This window comes from Nocardiopsis tropica, from assembly GCF_042660575.1.
In the GTDB taxonomy this organism is placed as follows: Bacteria; Actinomycetota; Actinomycetes; order Streptosporangiales; family Streptosporangiaceae; genus Nocardiopsis; species Nocardiopsis tropica.
The window spans coordinates 282,027-297,533 of record NZ_JBHSUF010000002.1; the positions used below are offsets into that span (position 1 = coordinate 282,027).

Sequence of the window (15,507 nt, forward strand, 5' to 3'; positions counted from 1 at the left end):
CCGGCGACATGACAGCGGACACTGAATTCAGGGGATGGTGTACCCATCGCGTTCTCGATGCCCCCTGACCTGCCCTGAATTACGTTGCGGGGCCCTGGAGGGGGTCGCCGGGGGCCTCGGCCGCCCCCGCGGGGGTAACCGCCGATAAGGTTCACTTATCGGGGGTGAGGATTCGGAGGCCTTCAGGGATTCGTTTCGTGTGCTCGAGGGGTTTTTGTTGTTGAGTTACGTTACCAACGAAACGTTATTAACGAGGGGTGGGGAACGGCCGCCCACGGGAAGGACGCCGGTCGCGGGGCGACACGGGCGGGCATCGCCCGCGTACACGGGGCCCGGTAGCTTTCGTGGAAAATCCAACGCTCAGCGCTCGACCCGGTTGAGCAAACGAGGGTGCGCACCGCCGCACGGTGCCAGACCGGCCCGCACGAACGAGGGCGTCCATCGCGGCGAGCCACCCCGGTGCCGGTGTGCCGTGGCCGCGGCCAGCCGACCGTTGCCCCTTTCCGGCTTATCGGGACCCCGGGAGCGCTGATTCGTCAGCAGGATGTGCCCATCGGTGAGCGGCAAGGGTGGCCGACGCCGTTCGGGGGATGTCCGGGCAGGGCTGCCGCAGGTCGGGGGACCTCAGCGCGCTCGAGGGAAAAGCCGCTCGACGGCGGTCACCACCGCGGTGCGGCGGGCGGCGGTGGTGGGGTCCACGGCGTGTGCGGCGGCGGCCTCGCTGAGTTCGGGCTGAGACGCCCAGGTCATGGCGATTTGATTCACCAGGGCGAGGACGTCCGCCGGGTCCCAGGCGGGGTCGAGCTGTCCGGCCTGCTGCACTTGGCGGATCTGGTCGATCTTGCGGGCGATCGCTGCCCGGGCGGGATCGTCGGCACCGGCTGCGGCGCCCGCCAGTTCGAGGCGGCCCCAGGTGATCAGGCGGTGGTGGTCTGGACGGGCGACGAAGTAGTCGAACAGGCGGCCCGCGTAGCCGGGGAGGTCGGACGGGTCTATCTGGGTGGCCTCGGCGATGACGACGTACTCCCGTGCAGTGACGTCGGCATAGAGCGCGTCTTTGCCGCGAAAGTAGGCGTAGACGCGTTCTTTGCTGGTTCTGGCGAGTTTGGCGATGCGGTCCACACGGGCGCCTGCGATGCCGTGGCGGGCGAACTCCTCCATGGCAGCGTTGAGAATGCGCTCGCGGGTGGCGTCGCCGACGGCGGCTGCTGCTGTGCTCTGATCGGAGTCGCGAGACTGAGGCATATCCCCAGGGTAGAGCACCGAACCGTTCGGTTTGCCGTTGCGGTGATCGACGCGTAGTGTCAAACCGAACAGTTCGGTTTGACCTCTGGGTGGAACCGGCGAACCGTTGAGGGAGTGAACTCATGCAGCACCGCAATCTGGGCTCTCAGGGTCTGCGCGTCTCGGCGCTCGGCCTGGGGACCATGGGCATGTCCATGGCCTACGGCGCCTCGAACGACGACGAGGGCATCGCGACCATCCGCCGCGCCCACGAACTCGGGATCGACTTCTTCGACACCGCCGAGCTGTACGGCGCCGGGACCGGCAGCAACGAGATCCTCCTGGGCAAGGCGGTCAAAGACTTCCGCGACGAGGTGGTCCTCGCCACCAAGTTCGGCTTCGACATGACCGCCCCGGCGATCGGCTCCGCCTTCGACAGCCGCCCGGAAAACATCCGCAAGGTCGCCGAGAACAGCATGCGCTACCTGCAGAGCGACCACATCGACCTCTTCTACCAGCACATCTCCGACCCCGACATCCCGGTCGAGGAGGTCGCCGGCGCGGTCGGCGAACTGATCACCGAAGGCAAGGTGAGGTACTTCGGCCTGAGCAACGTCGGCCCCCGGTACATCCGCCGCGCCCACGCCGTCACCCCGGTCTCCGTGCTCCAGTACGAGTACTCGCTCTTCGAGCGGGAGGTCGAGGAGGAGATCCTTCCCGTTCTGCGGGAACTCGGCATCGGCCTGGTGCCCTACTCCCCGCTCGGCCGCGGCTTCCTCACCGGCCAGGTCAAGCCCGCCGGCGAGTACGCCGCGGACGACATGCGCAGCTGGGACGAACGTTGGCAGGGCGAGAACTACGCCTACAACCTGCACGCCACCGAACAGCTCAAGAATCTGGCCGACACCAAGGGCACCACCACCGCCCAACTCGCGCTGGCCTGGCTGCTCGCCCAGGGCGAGGACGTCGCGCCCATTCCCGGCACCCGCAGCACCAAGCGCATCGAGGAGAACGCCGGTGCCACCGACGTCCAGCTCTCCGCCGCCGAACTGGCCCGCATCACGGAGATCCTTCCCCACGGCTCGGCAGGCAGCCGCCTCCCGGCCGCGGCCCTGTCCAGCTTCACCACGGACTGACCGTGTCGGCACCCGCGTGTGCGCTCGTAGGCGCAGCGGCTGACGTGGACGTACGGGCGGCGGCGCCCCGGTTCGGTCCTCCGTGCTGCCACACCGGGCCGGGCCGGATCACACACGCGCTGCGAAGGTGCGCGCACGCGGCGCGGAACAGGGCGGTGGGCGAGTCGTGCTCCATCGCGCGGGCGAGCGGGTAGGTCTCCAGCTCCTTGGCCTGGGCCTCCTTCATCGCCCGCCGTCGCAGCCGGAGCGGGGGCGGGGACCCCGGTCAGGTCGGTGGGCACGTACCCGGGCCAGGGCAGTGTGCACAGTTGCACCGCCGGCCGAGTCGGTTGGCCGCTCCGCGGCGGTGTTCGACGAACTCGACGTCGGTGGGGGCCAGGGTGAAGTAGCGGATCAGCTCCTGGGAGCTGATGGTGTCGGGGAACGCGCGGAGCTGGTCGGGCTCGGCCTCGGAGAAGACCTGGATGGCCGACGTGAGCCTCCGGTCGGGGGTGAGGAGTGACCGTCGGCGAACAGCCAACAGCGGGGGCGGCTCAGCGTTGGATCTTCCGCGAGAACTACCGGGCCCCCTACGCAGGGGCCTCGGCTTTGCCCTCGTGTCGGGCTCCGCGCCCACAGGGACGGCCCCGGGCGCACCGGAGGCATACGCTATTGCTCATGACGCACGAAGACGGGGAGCTGGACAGCCTCGTACGCAAACGCATCCGTGCCCTGCGGGTGGCGCAGGGGTGGTCCCTGGCCGAACTGGCCACCCGTGCCCACCTGAGCCAGTCCTCGCTGAGCCGCATCGAGAACGGCAGGCGCCGCCTGGCCCTGGACCAGCTGGTCACCCTCGCCCGGGCCCTGGACACCACGCTGGACCAGCTCGTGGAGACCGCCACCGACGACATCGTCACCAGCCCGATGATCGACGCCGCCCACGGCCTGATGCGCTGGCCCGTCAAGGGTGACCCCGGCATGAGCGTGGTGCGCCAGCGCATGACCGAACCGCCGCCCGACAACCCCGCGCGCATGCGTGCCCACCCCGGGCGCGAATGGCTCGTCGTCCTGTCCGGCACCGCGACCCTCATGCTCGGCCACCGCCGGTTCCGCGTCGAGGCGAACCAGGCTGCCGAGTTCCCCACGATGATGCCGCACGCGATCGGCGCCGAGGGCGGCCCCTGCGAGATCCTGGGCATCTTCGACCGCGACGCCCGCCGCGGACACCAGCGCGAGGGCGAGGCTCCCGGGGGTCGGGGCTCCGACGGGTGAGCTCACCGGCCCGGGGCGGCATCGGACCGGCGGGACCGGTCCCGCCGGCGGCGGCGAGGCGGCCGCCGAACCGGTCGACGTGCTCTGGCGGCCGGACCGATGGGGCACGTCGGCCCGGACACCGCCCGCCGCTGTGCCCTGCCCGGCGAGGTGGGCGCGGCCCGGGCGTCGGAGGCGCTCACCGGTGGGCCGGTGGGTCCTGAGGCCGCCATCCCCTACCGATCCTCCTCGACCCGCGTGTCTTGCGCGTCGGGCCGCGCATCCGACCATCGTCTTGCGCAACGGGGAAGGAATCGCGCTTCAAAGGCATGACCGTCCTACGGTGAAGGCATGAACGAAGCGCACTCGCACACTTCCCACCACGGCACCCGGCACGAGCACCACCGGGAGCACGACTCCGAGGTCCAGGCGGAGATCCTCGACCTGGACGCCGAGGTCCTCGCCGAACACATGGCCTCGATCACCGCGTGGCTGCCGCTGGAGACCGTCCCGCGCCGGATCGTGGACCTGGGCTGCGGCACGGGCGCGGGGACCTTCGCCCTCCTGGAGCGCTTCCCCGACGCGCACGTCACGGCCGTGGACACCTCCGCCGGTCACCTGCAGCGGCTGCGCGCCAAGGCCGCTGACCGCGGCGTCGGGGCGCGCGTGCGCACGGTGCAGGCCGACCTGGACGCACCCGGGTGGCCCGACCTCGGCTCACCGGACCTGGTGTGGGCGTCGGCCTCGATGCACCACCTGTCCGACCCCGACCGCGCCCTGCGCAACGTCCGTGGCGCGCTCGCGCCCGGCGGCCTGTTCGCCGTCGTCGAACTGGCCGGGTTCCCGCGCTTCCTGCCCGAGGGCGCCCCGGAGGAGCGGCCCGGCCTGGAGGAGCGCTGCCATGCCGTGGCCGACCGCCTGCACGCCGAGCACCTGCCCCACCGCGGTGCGGACTGGGGTCCGATGCTGGCCACCGCCGGGTTCACGGTCGAGGGCGAGCGCACGGTCTCCGTGGACGTCAAGGGCTCCCGCAGCGAGGCGGTCGGCCGCTACGCGCTCGGTGGACTGCAGCGCATCCGCACCTCCGTGGCCGCGGAGCTCTCCCCGGAGGACCTCGCCGCGCTCGACCGGCTGCTGGACGCCGGGAGCCCGCACGGCATCCTGCGCCGCGAGGACCTGGCTGTGCGCACCGAACGCACCGTGTGGGCCGCGCGCCGTGCCTGACCCCGGGTTCCTCCTGGTTGCGGGGCGGGCCGACCGGTAGCCGGCGGCCCGCTTGTTCGCGCGGATCGGCGGGGCCGGTCCCCGGTCACCGGCCGGCTGTGGCCGGGCTCCTGTACGGCCCGGCCCGGGTGTCCGCCCCGGGTCGGGCCCGCCGTGGTCAGGCGCGGAGGAATTCCAGGACGGCCCCGGACCGGTCCAGGATCGCGTGCCCGACCCCGGGCAGGACGTGCACGGAGGCGTGCGGCACGCACCTTCGCACGCGGCTCGCGGTTCCCGCGGAGTCGAACATCGCGTCCCGCTCGCCCACGCTCACCTGCACCGGCATGGTCAGGCGGCGCAGAGTGTCGTCGGAGAACACCGGGAGCCGCTCCGTGCGCGGCCGGAACTGCTCGAAGGTCAGGCTGATCCGGTCCAGGGCGGGTCCGGCCGAGAGCGCGTCCAGGCCGGTGGCCACCAGCACCGAGCGGCGCCGGCCCCGGCGCCCGAAGGGTCGCAGCAGGAGGGTCGCGAACAGCCATCCCACTTTCTGGGCGCCCACGCCCCCGGGGCACAGCAGTGCCAGGCGGCGCACCCGGTCGGGGCGGTGGGCGGCGTAGTCCAGTGCCATCCAGCCGCCCAGGGAGGTGCCGACCAGGGCCGTGTCGACGAGCCCCAGTCCCTCCAGCACGTCGTCGAGCCAGAGCCGGTGGGCGCCCGAGGACAGGGGCGGGCGGGAGGGGGCGCTCAGGCCGGGTTCGCCCACCAGGTCCACGGCGTAGGTGCGGAAGTGCCGTGCCCAGGCGGCCGCGTCCTGGCGCCACATCGTCGCGTTGGCCCCCGATCCGTGCAGCAGGACCACGGGGGGCGCGTTCGCGGGGCCCGAGGCGAGCACGAAGGTCTCGCCCTCGCGGGTGGGCACCCGCAGGTGGTCGGCGGGAACAGGCCAGGTGCGCAGCTCCTCCTGGTGGCGGCGGCGCAGCTCCTGTTCCCCCGCTTCGGTCTTGTAGATGGCACTCATGGGTGGAGCGGTCCTCCCCGGATCGGCCGCCCGTGTCCGTCGGGGCAAGGGGCCCCGGTCGACACAGACGAACATGTGCCACCAAAGTAAACCAAACTTCCCTAAAAGCGAACCAATAAAGGGTGTTTTAGGGAGTATTAGAGTAGGGCGGTGGAAGGCCGGTGGCCCCTGGCGTGCTCCTGCGGCCCCGTGAGCCGGGGATACTGCGCACGGCGACGCGCCCCGACCGGGGCGCGGGGGTTCCGGAGTGGCCGGGATCACCTCCGCCGCAGGGCCTCGGGGGCGTGCGGGGTTCCAGTACTCTCGTACATGTACAGATGTACTAGAGCTTGTCCGGGGCAGGAGGGATACGTATGCGCCGCAGGAACGGCCGCGCGCCCGGGGCGGTGCGGCGGTGAGCGCCCGACGCGACCCCCAGGGGCGCCGCCGGAGCATCGTCGAGGCCGCCGCCGCGCTGATCACCGAGAGCGGCGTCTCCGGCCTCACCCACCGCGGCGTCGCCGCGCGCGCCCGTGTGCCGCTGGGCGCCACCACCTACTACTTCGCCACGCTGGACGACCTCAGCACAGCGGCCCTGGAGCACCTGGCCCAGGACACCGACGAGGCCCTGCGCGAGCTCGCCGGGCAGATCGCCCGCGACCGGGGCGACCCGGCCGCCGTGGCCGCGCTCCTGCACGACTACCTGCGCCAGGGCCCCCGGGTGCGGGCCGACGCCGAGCTGTACCTGGCCGGAGTGCACCGGCCCGACCTGCGCCCGCTGACACTGCGCTGGTTCGAGGGGCTGGTGCGGATCCTGGCCGAGCACACCACCCCCCGGGCCGCGCGGGCGCTGGCCCTGTACGTGGACGGGGCGATGCTGCACGCCCTGACGCACGACGACCCCCTGGACCCGGACGAACTCGCCTTCGCGGTCACCGCCCTGATGGGCCGGGCCGCCACCACCGACACGGAGCTCTGATGGGAACCGATCCCGCCCCGACCGCCACCACCGGGAAGGGGCCGATGTCGGCCGCCCGGCGCTGGGCCGCGCTGATGGTGCTCTCCGGCAGCCTCCTCGTGGTGGTCATGGACATGACCATCCTCAACGTGGCCCTGCCGGCGCTCTCGGCCGACCTGAGGCCCACCTCCGGCCAGCAGCTGTGGATCGTGGACGCCTACTCCCTGGTGCTGGCCGGGCTCCTGGTGACGATGAGCGCCCTGAGCGACCGGTGGGGCCGCAAGAGGATGCTGCTGGCCGGCTTCGCGGTCTTCGGCGGCGCCTCTCTCGCGGTGCTGGCGGCCGACAGCCCCGGCACCGTGATCGCGGTGCGCGTCCTGCTGGGCGTGGGCGGGGCGATGATCATGCCCACCACCCTGTCGATGATCCGCACCGTGTTCCCCGACCCCCGCGAGCGCGCCACCGCGCTGGGGATCTGGGCGGCCATCGCGTCGCTGGGCGCGGCGGTGGGCCCCATCGTGAGCGGGCTGCTGCTGGAGCACTTCTCCTGGCACGCGGCGTTCCTGGTCAACGTGCCGTTCATGGCCGCGGGCCTCCTGGCGGGGCTGCTCCTGCTGCCCGAGGCCCGCGACCCGCACCCGGGCAGCTGGGACATGGTGGCGACCGTGCTGTCGATCGTGGGCATGGTCGCGCTGGTGTGGGGCATCAAGCAGTTCAGCAAGGCCGGGATCCTGGACCCCTCGGCGCTGCTGGCGTTCGCCCTGGGCGCGCTGGTGCTGGGCTGGTTCGTGGTGCGCTGCCTCAGGCGCCCGGACCCGCTGCTGGAGGTGCGTCTGTTCTCCTCCCCGTCCTTCACCGCGGGGACCGTGGCCGCGCTGGCCTCCATGTTCGCCATGGCGGCGATGCTGCTCCTGGTCGCCCAGTGGCTCCAGCTCGTGGAGGGGCACTCGCCGCTACAGGCGGGGGTGCGGCTGCTGCCGATGGCGCTGGGCGCCGCGGTGGCCTCGCCTCTGGCGCCGGTGCTGGCCCGGCGCCTGGGGAGCCGCACCGTGCTGGCGGGCGGGCTGTTCGTGGCCGCGCTGGGGTTCGTGCTGATGTTCGCCCTGCCGGGGCCGCTGTCCTACCCGGTGGTCATGGTCGCCCTCGTCCTGCTCGGAACGGGTTCGGGCTCCCTGGCGATCGCCTCGGCCGTCATCATGTCCAGCACCCCGCAGGCGAAGGCGGGCAACGCCGCCGCCATCGAGGAGACCTCCTACGACCTGGGCAACGTCCTGGGGGTGGCCGTCCTGGGCAGTGCCGCCGCGGCGGTCTACCGGGCGGAGCTGCCCGTGGGGCTCCTCACCGGCACCGGCCTGGGCGAGCAGACGGTGCTCGCCGCCCAGGAGTCGCTCGGGGGAGCCCTCGACATCGCCGCCGAGACCGGCTCCGCCGAGCTCGCCGCGCTGGCCCGGTCGGCCTTCAGCGAGTCGCTGACACAGATCAGTCTGGCGGGCGGCCTCGCGCTGCTGGCCGCCGCGGTGGCCGTGTTCGTGCTCACGCCCAGGTCACTGGACGTCTCCCAGGGGCACTGAGCCCGGGCCGGGGGCGGACAGGGGCGAGAAGGGCCGGAACCGGGTCTGTGGACAACCGGTTCCGGCCGCCTCCGACCCCGCATACTCCGTAGGTATGGACTCCCACAAGGTCCGGGCCCTCCTCGACCCGCTCCTGGACGGCGCCCCCGGCGACCTGCACATCCTCACCCTCCTCACCACCTCCTCCGCCTACACCTGCCTGCGGCGCCGTCTGGGCGTGCTCAGCGTCGAGCACCCCGAGGTGGTCGACGCCCTGGGCGCGGCCCTCCTGGACGGTTCCCCCGGGACGGCCGTGCTGCGCACCTTCACCGACCGCACCTCCCACACCCTGCCCGACGGCCGCGCCGTCCCCCTCAAGAGCGTGTGCGGGTGGCGGCTCGACGGGGGAGGGCTCCATCCGCTGGACGCGCGGGGCGTCGCCGCGGTCGCCCGTACCGACGCCCTCACCGGTCGGCGGCTGCCGCCCGAGCGCGGGGTCGGGTACGCCGACGCCTGGCCCGTGGACCTGGCCCGCTTCCACGCCCCGGCCAGGAGGTGAGGGGCGTGGAAGCGGCGGCCCGCGCGTGCGGCGCGGGCGCGTTCGGCACGGGTCCTCGCCCCGCTCCTGGGGCGAGGACCGTCGGCCCCTAGGAAACCTGCGCCCCGCTCCTGGACGGCGGGACCACCTCGCTGTCGCCGTTCAGCCATGAGCGCGTGCCCCTGTCCTCGGGTCCCGGATATCCGGGGTCGAACCCGGCCACCGCGTCCAGGCGGCGCACCGCCTGCTCGGGCAGGTCCACCCGGACCGCGCCCAGGTTGTCCCGGAGCTGGTCGGCGGTGCCGGCGCCGATGATCGGGTGGACGGTGTGCGAGCGGGCCAGGGTCCAGGCGATCGCGACCTGGGCCGGGCTCGCCCCCACCTCCCCGGCCACCTCGCGTACGGCGCGTGCGGCCCCGTGCTCGTGCGGGGAGAGGGCGGCGGCGTCGACCCGGCGGCCGGAGGCCTCGGCGCCGGGGCCGGTGAACCTGCCCGAGAGCACCCCGGCGGCCAGTCCGCCGTAGGTGGCCGCGCTCAGCCCCAGGGCCTCGGACATGGGCAGCAGTTCGCGTTCGATGTCGCGCCGCAGGAGGCTGTAGGGCACCTGCACGCCCACAAAGGGGGACCAGTCCCGCCACAGGGCCAGGGTGTTGGCCTGGGCGACGAGCCACGCCGGAAGGTTGGAGGCCCCCACGTACAGGACCTTTCCCGCGCGCACCGCCTCGTCCAGGGCGCGCATGGTCTCCTCCACGGGGGTGTACTCGTCCCAGGTGTGCACCCACAGCAGGTCGACGTAGTCGGTGCGCAGCCGTCGCAGGCTCCGGTCGAGGGAGCGGGCGAGGTTCTTGCGGTGGGTGCCGCCGGTGTTGGGGTCGGTGGGGTCCCGGGGCAGGGCGTACTTGGTGGCGAGCACGAACCGGTCGCGACGCCCCCGCAGGAGTCCGCCCACGACCTCCTCGCTGTCGCGGTAGGCGGAGGCGGTGTCGATGACGTTGCCGCCCGCGTCCTGGTAGAGGTCGACCATGCGGCGCGCCTCCTCGGGCCCGGAGAAGGTCATCGCTCCGAGGAAGAGCTGGGAGACGCGCAGGCCCGAGGGGCCCAGGAGCCGGTAGCGCATCAGGCGGCTTCCCCCGTCGCGTGTGCGGCGCCCCCGGTGCGGGCGGGCCGGTCCGCCGCCGGGTGCGGCCTGCTCGCCGGGGGCCGGCCGTGCGGGTGGGCGGTTTCGTCCGGTGTGAAGGTCATGGGGCCAGTGTGGAGAGGAGGCGGGCGCGGAGGAAGGCCGTGGCGAGGCTGGCCCTGAGGGGGCCAGGACGGCAGGGGCGCCCGATCCTAGACTCGGCCCATGGACGACAACGCATTGGGAGAGTTCCTGCGCGCCCGCCGGGAGGCCCTGCCCCCGGACCGGGTGGGGCTTCCGGCGGGGCCGCGGCGGCGCACCCCCGGTCTGCGGCGGGCCGAACTGGCCACCCTCTCGGGGGTGAGCGTGGACTACCTGACCCGGTTGGAGCAGGGGCGCGACCGCAACCCGTCCGGGCAGGTGCTGGTGGCCCTGGCCGACGCGCTGCGCCTGTCCGTGGGAGATCGGGTGCAGTTGCGCAACCTGTCCAAGGCCGCCTCCGGGGTGGGGGCGCTGTGCCCGCAGCAGCCGCCCGAGCGCGAGGTGCGCCCCACCATGGTGTCCCTGCTGGAGCGTTTGGAGCCCGCCCCGGCGGTGCTGTTCAACAGGGTCGGTGAGACGCTCGCGCACACGGCCGCGTACGCGCGCCTGGCGGGCCCGGTCGGGCTCCTGGACGAGGACGGCGAGCCGGTGAACCGGTGGTGGTTCGTGTTCGCCGACGACCGGGCGCGGCAGGTGTACCCGGACTGGGACGGCGTCGCGGACGAGCGGATCGCCGAGCTCAGGGCCGAGAGCGCGCTCGACGACCCCTTTCTCGCGCACCTGGTGGAGGAGCTGGAGATCGTGGGCGGCGCGCCCTTCACCGACCGGCTCGCGGCGGCGCCTGCCGTGCCCCGGCGCACCGGCCTCGAACGCCTGGTGCACCCGGAGGCGGGCGAGCTGCGGTTGTCCTACGAGAGCCTGGACGCCGGAGGCCAGCGCCTGGTGGTCTACCTCCCCGCCGACGAGGGGACCGCCGCGGCCCTGGACCGCCTCACCATGCGCGGACCCGTTCCCCTGCGGGCGGTGTCCGGGTAGCGTCTCCGGCCGCCCCGGCACGGGGGCGCCCGCCTCCCGGTGGCTAGGCTGTGGGGCTCTGGCGGCCGAGAGAGAGGACTGCGCCCATGGGACCGGTCGTGGAATCGGTGAGCAGCAGCCCCGTGCACGCTTTCAGCAAGGACGTCCTTCCCGGTATCCGGCTCCTGGCCGGGCTGGGTGTGGAGGGCGACGCCCACATGGGCGCCACCGTCAAGCACCGGTCCAGGGTGGCCGTCGACCCCACCCGGCCCAACCTGCGCCAGGTGCACCTGATCCACGCCGAGCTGTTGGAGGAGCTGGCCGCGGCCGGTTTCGCGGTCGCCCCCGGGCAGTTGGGGGAGAACGTCACCACGCGCGGGCTGGACCTGCTCGCCCTGTCGACCGGGACCGTCCTGTGCTTCGGCGGCCGCGCCCGGGTGGAGGTCACCGGGTTGCGCAATCCGTGCCTGCAGATCGACGGGTTCGCCGGGGGCCTGCTCAAGCGGCTGGTCCACCGCGACGGGGACGGGGGCATCGTGCGCCGGGCCGGGGTGATGGGGGTCGTCCTGGAGGGAGGCCCCGTGGAAGCGGGCATGCCCGTCGAGGTGAGCGCGCCCGCGGGGGAGCACTCCCCCCTCGTGCCGGTCTGAGGAGGGCCCGTCCCCGCCCCCGTGGCCGGGGGCGGGAGCGGGGGGCGGTCCCGCCGTCGGGGCCCGCGGGGTCAGGCCAGCCCGGCCAGGAGTTCGGGTTCGTAGAGGACGTCGAACCCGGTGATGCGGTCCCCGTGCACCGTGAACGCCAGTGCGGCGTAGGGCCGCCCGTCCTTGAGGGAGACGAACCCGGGCAGGCCGCGGACCAGTGCCGGGCGCGCCTGCTCCGCCAGCCGCGCGAAGGTGATGGCCTGGGAGGCCACGGCCCGCGCGCCCCGGGTCTCGGCGGGGACGCCGGCGAGTCTGGCGGCGGTGTCGGGGCGGACGACCACGTCGGGGGCCAAGACCCGCAGGAGCGCCTCGAAGTCGCCCCCGCGGGCCGCGGCGAGGAAGGCGTCCACCACCTCCCGGCGTCGTGCCAGGTCGGTGCGGCCGTCGGCGCCGCCCCCGCGGACCCTGCGCCGGGCGCGGCTGGCCAGCTGCCGGGTGGCGGCGGGGCTGCGCTCGACGACGGGGGCGATCTCCTCGAAGGGCAGGGCGAACATGTCGTGCAGCACGAACGCCAGCCGTTCGGCGGGAGAGAGGGTGTCCAGGACCACCATGAGCGCCGTGCCGACGGTGTCGGAGAGGACCGCCTGGTGCTCGGGGTCGGTGTCCGGGGCGGGTGCGGCGGCGGGTGCGGGTTCGGGCAGGTCCTCGCCGGCGGGGTCCTCGCGGCGCGCCGAACGGGATCTGAGCAGGTCCAGGCACACCCGGCCGGTGACCGTGGTCAGCCAGGCCGCGAGGTTGTCGATCTGCGAGGCGTCCGTGCGGCTCAGCTTCAGCCAGGTCTCCTGGACGGCGTCCTCGGCCTCGGCGCGGGAGCCGAGCATGCGGTGGGCGATGGAGTGCAGCAGCCCGCGGTGTTCGTGGAAACGGGCGGCGAGGGATTCTGCGGTGTTCACCGGTCACATTCTTCCGTGCAGGTTCGTCGTGGTTCCGACGCTTGTTGATGCTGACGTTTTCGGGTCAGCCGGTGTGACCGATGTCGACGGAGGATGACGCATGAGTGACCTGGGCGATCTGCGCGGGATGCTGCGGGGCCGGGTGCTGGTGGCGGGCGAGGAGGGCTTCGACGCCGCTGCCCGGCCCTGGAACCTGGCGGTCGAGCAGCCGGTGGCGGCGGTGGTGGAGGCCGCCGGTGCGGACGACGTGTCCGCGCTGGTCCGCCACGCCCGCCGGTGCGGGCTGACGGTGGCGGTGCAGCCCACCGGGCACGGCGCCTCGGGGGCGGTGGAGGGTGTGGTGCTGCTGCGCACCGGGGCCCTGGACGGGGTGGAGGTGGACCCGGTCCGGCGCACCGCCCGTGTGGGGGCGGGGGTGGCCTGGGGGCGGGTACAGGAGGCCGCCGCCGCGTACGGTCTGACCGGGCTGCCGGGAAGTTCCACGGTGGTGGGGGTGGTGGGGTACACGCTGGGCGGCGGTCTGAGCTGGTTCGCCCGACGCCACGGGTGGGCTGCCGACAGTGTGAGGGCGTTCGAGGTGGTGGACGCCGAAGGCGGGCGGGCCCGGGTGGACGCGGCTTCGGACCCGGACCTGTTCTGGGCGCTGCGCGGGGGCGGAGGGGACTTCGCCGTGGTCACCTCCGTGGAGTTCGACCTGTACCCGGCGCCGGAGCTGTACGGGGGCCGGGTGGTGTGGCCGGTCTCGGCGGCGGCGCGGGTGATGGCGGCTTTCGCCGAGGTCGTGTCCGGGGCGCCGGAGGAGTTGACGGTGTGGGCGAACCTCCAGCAGATCCCGGGGCTGGATCCGACGGTGTCGGTGGACGTCACCTTCCTGGGCGGGGAGGAGCGGGCGCGCAAGCTGCTGCGGCCGCTGGAGGCGGTGGGCGCGCCGCTGCGGGACGGGCGCGGGACGATGTCGTCGGCGGCGCTGGGGTCGATCACCGCCGAGCCCACCGCCCCCTCGCCGGGGATGGCGCGTGCGGAGCTGCTGAGGGGGTTGGACGGGGGTGCGGTGCGGGCTCTGGTGGAGGAGCCGCCGGCGCCCCTGCTGGGGGTGCAGGTGCGGCACCTGGGCGGCGCCCTGGCGCGGGAGTCGGCCACCCCGTTCGGTGCGGTGGAGGAGCCGTACTACGTGTACGCGCTGGGGGTCCCCGTCTCCGCGCAGGCGGCGCAGGGGATCCGGGAGCGCCTGGGGCGGCTGGTGGCGGACCTGGGGCCGCTCGTGAGCGGACGCAAGCCGCTGACGGCGCTGGCCCCGGGGGAGTCGGTGGCCGACGTGTTCGGGCCGGAGGCGTTGGCGCGGCTGCGGCGGATCAAGCGCGAGCGCGACCCGCACGGGGTGGTGCGGTCCAACTATCCGGTGGGCGGCTGAGGGCTGCGGGGGCCGGCCGCGCGGCCGGCCCCCGCAGCGCGGTCAGGAGTCGGTGCGCCGGGAGAGCCGTTCGTGGCGCTGTCGGGCGGCCTGGGCCGAGCCGAGGCCCAGTCCGAAGGCGATCTCCTGCCAGGTCATGCCGCGGCCCCTGGACATCTGGAGCAGGCCGGCCTCCAGCTGGTCGAACTCCGCGCGGGCCCAGGGCACCAGGGTGAGTGCGGCGGTGAGGTCGTCCTGGTCGACGGGGGGTTCGCCGTCCTGGGGCAGGGCGCTGCCGGCGGCGAGGTCGGCGACGCGGCGCAGGGCGTCGAAGGGCTGCATGGGCATGCGCTGCTCGTCCCAGCGCGTGCGGTGCTCGCCGGCGGCGTGGCGTTCGGTGATGTGCAGGAGCGCCTGGTGGGTGCGCAGGCGTTGGGCGTTGCGGGCGTCGGGCCGGGTGAAGGCGTCGTCGCGTTCTTGCTCGGTCATGCACCCAGCATGGAACTTGAACAAGTTGTTGTCAACTAGTTTTTTTCAACCAAGTGTTCACGGTCGGGGTGGCGGGTCCCGGGGCCGTTCCCCGGCGACCGGTCGGCGCGCCCGCCGCACGGTCCCGGCCCGGGAGCGCCCTGGTCCTCAGCGGGCCAGGTACTCCGCGAAGGTGGTCCTTCCGACCGCCCTGTCCGGGGCCAGGTGACCGCCCGCCCGGTAGGCGGCGAAGGTCCTGCCGGGCAGGCGCACCGGCAGGAGCCGCCGACGCAGCCCCTCCGCCTCCAGGTAGGCGCGGGCCAGGTCGCGGAAGGACTCCACGCGCGGTCCGCCCATGTCGGGGGCGCGGCCCGCCGGGGCCCCCTCCGCCAGGCGTGCCAGGCGGGAGGCGACCTCGGCGCTGTCGACCGGCTGCACGTCCACGTCCGGAAACGGCATGAGCGGTGAGCGGGCCGCGCCCGCGCAGATCCGCCGGACCAGGGCGTGGAACTGGGTGGCGCGCAGCACCGTCCAGCCCAGACCGGAGGCCTCCAGGGCCCTCTCGACCAGCAGCTTGTCCTTGTAGTAGCCCAGGGGTACGCGGTCCACGCCGACGATCGAGACGTGGACCACGTGCGCCGTGCCCGCCGCACGCACCTCGCGGACGAGGTGGGTGGCGGACTCGATGTCGCCGCCGGCGGGACTGGAGGCGCAGTGGACCACCGTGTCGACCCCCTCCAGTGCCCGGCCCAGGCCGGCGCCGGTGCGCAGGTCGACGCCGACGGCGTCGGGGTCCCCGGGGTCGGGGTGGCGGCTCAGGGGGCGCACGCCGTGCCCCGCCCGGCGCAGGTGCTCCACGACGGCACGGCCGAGGGTTCCGGTACCGCCTGTGACCAGCACTGTCTTCATGATGGCTCCCTCCGTGGCCGGTGGGGACGACGCTAACACCGGAGCAGGGTCGTACGTGTGCTTTCGCGGTGGTTCGTCGCGGTGTGTGTTCCGGCCGCCGAAGGGCCCCGCCGGACCGTTCGGCCGGTTGCCCGGGG

At 73.8% G+C, this 15,507-nt stretch carries 16 protein-coding genes; 9 read left to right on the plus strand and 7 right to left on the minus strand.

Annotation, left to right across the window (positions count from 1 at the left end; genetic code table 11):
• Positions 1-624 precede the first annotated feature (624 nt).
• Positions 625-1,245: a TetR/AcrR family transcriptional regulator gene (locus ACFQBR_RS03855; protein ID WP_344175353.1), complete on the minus strand. Its 621-nt coding sequence runs from the start codon at positions 1,243-1,245 to the stop codon at positions 625-627.
• A 122-nt stretch (positions 1,246-1,367) separates the two neighbouring features.
• Between ACFQBR_RS03855 and ACFQBR_RS03860 the strand changes: the two genes are divergently transcribed.
• Complete coding sequence (locus ACFQBR_RS03860; protein WP_344175355.1) at positions 1,368-2,360, plus strand: aldo/keto reductase; 993 nt, start codon at positions 1,368-1,370, stop codon at positions 2,358-2,360.
• A gap of 265 nt (positions 2,361-2,625) precedes the next feature.
• Here the strand turns inward: ACFQBR_RS03860 and ACFQBR_RS03865 are convergent, their stop codons facing one another.
• On the minus strand, positions 2,626-2,880 hold the full coding sequence (locus tag ACFQBR_RS03865; protein ID WP_344175357.1) for a DUF4158 domain-containing protein: 255 nt from the start codon (positions 2,878-2,880) through the stop codon (positions 2,626-2,628).
• A gap of 137 nt (positions 2,881-3,017) precedes the next feature.
• On the opposite strand from ACFQBR_RS03865, the gene ACFQBR_RS03870 reads away from it, so the two are divergent.
• Both ACFQBR_RS03870 and ACFQBR_RS03875 read left to right on the plus strand, forming a co-directional pair.
• Positions 3,018-3,611, plus strand: a complete 594-nt coding sequence (locus tag ACFQBR_RS03870) for an XRE family transcriptional regulator (protein ID WP_344175359.1) — start codon at positions 3,018-3,020, stop codon at positions 3,609-3,611.
• Positions 3,612-3,941: 330 nt separating this feature from the next.
• Complete coding sequence (locus tag ACFQBR_RS03875) at positions 3,942-4,814, plus strand: class I SAM-dependent methyltransferase (RefSeq protein ID WP_344175361.1); 873 nt, start codon at positions 3,942-3,944, stop codon at positions 4,812-4,814.
• A gap of 157 nt (positions 4,815-4,971) precedes the next feature.
• Here ACFQBR_RS03875 and ACFQBR_RS03880 read toward each other — a convergent pair whose 3' ends face one another.
• Positions 4,972-5,811, minus strand: a complete 840-nt coding sequence (locus ACFQBR_RS03880) for an alpha/beta fold hydrolase (protein ID WP_344175363.1) — start codon at positions 5,809-5,811, stop codon at positions 4,972-4,974.
• Between the two features lie 394 nt (positions 5,812-6,205).
• Here ACFQBR_RS03880 and ACFQBR_RS03885 point away from each other — a divergent pair, with 394 nt between their 5' ends.
• From ACFQBR_RS03885 to ACFQBR_RS03895, 3 genes are all read left to right on the plus strand, one after another.
• A complete protein-coding gene (locus ACFQBR_RS03885) occupies positions 6,206-6,769 on the plus strand; it encodes a TetR/AcrR family transcriptional regulator (RefSeq protein WP_267950163.1) in 564 nt (187 codons plus the stop codon).
• 44 nt (positions 6,770-6,813) lie between these two features.
• Positions 6,814-8,319, plus strand: coding sequence for an MFS transporter (locus tag ACFQBR_RS03890; RefSeq protein WP_267950394.1), 1,506 nt, complete (start codon positions 6,814-6,816; stop codon positions 8,317-8,319).
• A gap of 94 nt (positions 8,320-8,413) precedes the next feature.
• The gene (locus tag ACFQBR_RS03895; RefSeq protein WP_267950162.1) at positions 8,414-8,857 is read left to right on the plus strand and encodes a hypothetical protein; all 444 of its coding nucleotides are present in this window, start codon (positions 8,414-8,416) and stop codon (positions 8,855-8,857) included.
• Positions 8,858-8,945: 88 nt separating this feature from the next.
• Here ACFQBR_RS03895 and ACFQBR_RS03900 read toward each other — a convergent pair whose 3' ends face one another.
• On the minus strand, positions 8,946-9,953 hold the full coding sequence (locus ACFQBR_RS03900) for an aldo/keto reductase (protein ID WP_344175370.1): 1,008 nt from the start codon (positions 9,951-9,953) through the stop codon (positions 8,946-8,948).
• Between the two features lie 225 nt (positions 9,954-10,178).
• Between ACFQBR_RS03900 and ACFQBR_RS03905 the strand changes: the two genes are divergently transcribed.
• Complete coding sequence (locus ACFQBR_RS03905; protein ID WP_344175372.1) at positions 10,179-11,030, plus strand: helix-turn-helix domain-containing protein; 852 nt, start codon at positions 10,179-10,181, stop codon at positions 11,028-11,030.
• Positions 11,031-11,116: 86 nt separating this feature from the next.
• Positions 11,117-11,659, plus strand: a complete 543-nt coding sequence (locus ACFQBR_RS03910) for an MOSC domain-containing protein (protein ID WP_267950160.1) — start codon at positions 11,117-11,119, stop codon at positions 11,657-11,659.
• A gap of 71 nt (positions 11,660-11,730) precedes the next feature.
• Here ACFQBR_RS03910 and ACFQBR_RS03915 read toward each other — a convergent pair whose 3' ends face one another.
• Positions 11,731-12,603, minus strand: a complete 873-nt coding sequence (locus ACFQBR_RS03915) for a sigma-70 family RNA polymerase sigma factor (RefSeq protein ID WP_267950159.1) — start codon at positions 12,601-12,603, stop codon at positions 11,731-11,733.
• Positions 12,604-12,703: 100 nt separating this feature from the next.
• On the opposite strand from ACFQBR_RS03915, the gene ACFQBR_RS03920 reads away from it, so the two are divergent.
• The gene (locus ACFQBR_RS03920; protein WP_344175375.1) at positions 12,704-14,014 is read left to right on the plus strand and encodes an FAD-binding oxidoreductase; all 1,311 of its coding nucleotides are present in this window, start codon (positions 12,704-12,706) and stop codon (positions 14,012-14,014) included.
• Between the two features lie 42 nt (positions 14,015-14,056).
• On the opposite strand, the gene ACFQBR_RS03925 is transcribed toward ACFQBR_RS03920, so the two are convergent.
• Together ACFQBR_RS03925 and ACFQBR_RS03930 are read right to left on the minus strand one after the other, a co-directional pair.
• Positions 14,057-14,482 (minus strand): DNA-binding protein, encoded by a 426-nt coding sequence (locus ACFQBR_RS03925; protein WP_344175377.1) that lies wholly within the window; start codon positions 14,480-14,482, stop codon positions 14,057-14,059.
• Between the two features lie 147 nt (positions 14,483-14,629).
• Entirely contained in the window at positions 14,630-15,370 is a 741-nt protein-coding gene (locus tag ACFQBR_RS03930) for an SDR family oxidoreductase (RefSeq protein ID WP_344175379.1), read from the minus strand.
• Positions 15,371-15,507 lie beyond the last annotated feature (137 nt).

Bases quoted from the DNA above. Each gene is read 5' to 3' on its own strand.
- ACFQBR_RS03855 (WP_344175353.1), bottom strand. From the start codon at position 1,245: ATGCCTCAGTCTCGCGACTCCGATCAGAGCACAGCAGCAGCCGCCGTC.
- ACFQBR_RS03860 (WP_344175355.1), top strand. From the start codon at position 1,368: ATGCAGCACCGCAATCTGGGCTCTCAGGGTCTGCGCGTCTCGGCGCTC.
- ACFQBR_RS03870 (WP_344175359.1), top strand. From the start codon at position 3,018: ATGACGCACGAAGACGGGGAGCTGGACAGCCTCGTACGCAAACGCATC.
- ACFQBR_RS03875 (WP_344175361.1), top strand. From the start codon at position 3,942: ATGAACGAAGCGCACTCGCACACTTCCCACCACGGCACCCGGCACGAG.
- ACFQBR_RS03880 (WP_344175363.1), bottom strand. From the start codon at position 5,811: ATGAGTGCCATCTACAAGACCGAAGCGGGGGAACAGGAGCTGCGCCGC.
- ACFQBR_RS03890 (WP_267950394.1), top strand. From the start codon at position 6,814: ATGTCGGCCGCCCGGCGCTGGGCCGCGCTGATGGTGCTCTCCGGCAGC.
- ACFQBR_RS03895 (WP_267950162.1), top strand. From the start codon at position 8,414: ATGGACTCCCACAAGGTCCGGGCCCTCCTCGACCCGCTCCTGGACGGC.
- ACFQBR_RS03900 (WP_344175370.1), bottom strand. From the start codon at position 9,953: ATGCGCTACCGGCTCCTGGGCCCCTCGGGCCTGCGCGTCTCCCAGCTC.
- ACFQBR_RS03905 (WP_344175372.1), top strand. From the start codon at position 10,179: ATGGACGACAACGCATTGGGAGAGTTCCTGCGCGCCCGCCGGGAGGCC.
- ACFQBR_RS03910 (WP_267950160.1), top strand. From the start codon at position 11,117: ATGGGACCGGTCGTGGAATCGGTGAGCAGCAGCCCCGTGCACGCTTTC.
- ACFQBR_RS03920 (WP_344175375.1), top strand. From the start codon at position 12,704: ATGAGTGACCTGGGCGATCTGCGCGGGATGCTGCGGGGCCGGGTGCTG.
- ACFQBR_RS03925 (WP_344175377.1), bottom strand. From the start codon at position 14,482: ATGACCGAGCAAGAACGCGACGACGCCTTCACCCGGCCCGACGCCCGC.
- ACFQBR_RS03930 (WP_344175379.1), bottom strand. From the start codon at position 15,370: ATGAAGACAGTGCTGGTCACAGGCGGTACCGGAACCCTCGGCCGTGCC.